2 rRNA genes are annotated in these 525 nt (G+C 40.0%); both read left to right on the plus strand.

Annotated features, from left to right (window positions below):
• Window positions 1–62: ribosomal RNA gene (locus tag BN346_RS15815) — 16S ribosomal RNA — on the plus strand; the annotation flags it as partial.
• Between the two features lie 344 nt (window positions 63–406).
• Window positions 407–525: ribosomal RNA gene (locus BN346_RS15820) — 23S ribosomal RNA — on the plus strand; the annotation flags it as partial.

Consider the following 525-nt stretch of genomic DNA (forward strand, 5'->3'; position numbering starts at 1 on the left):
TGATTGGGGTGAAGTCGTAACAAGGTAGCCGTATCGGAAGGTGCGGCTGGATCACCTCCTTTCTAAGGAATATTACGGAGACTACACAATTTGTTTTTACTTTGTTCAGTTTTGAGAGGTTTACTCTCAAACACTTTTGTTCATTGAAAACTGGATATTTGAAGTAAATGTAAGTAATACAAACCGAGAACACCGCGTTGAATTTGAAAGCTGAACAAATTGTTTAGCCTGAAGCAAAATAGGCGGACGGCCATAAAATCTTTGATTTTATGAGACGATCAATCTTTTTGCCGTACAGGCTGATTTGTGAGCTGGATAGAGTTTTTTAATAAGTTCAATTGCTTATTTATTGATTAACCTTCTATCGCTAGAAGAAGTGATCAAAACCCAACCGTAAGGTTGATAAGGTTAAGTGAATAAGGGCGCAGGGTGAATGCCTTGGCACTAGGAGCCGATGAAGGACGTGATAAGCTGCGATAAGCTTTGGGTAGCTGTACGTAACCTGTGATCCAGAGATTTCCGAAT

The sequence above is a fragment of the Clostridium ihumii AP5 genome, assembly GCF_000612845.1.
Lineage (GTDB): Bacteria > Bacillota > Clostridia > Clostridiales > Clostridiaceae > Clostridium_J > Clostridium_J ihumii.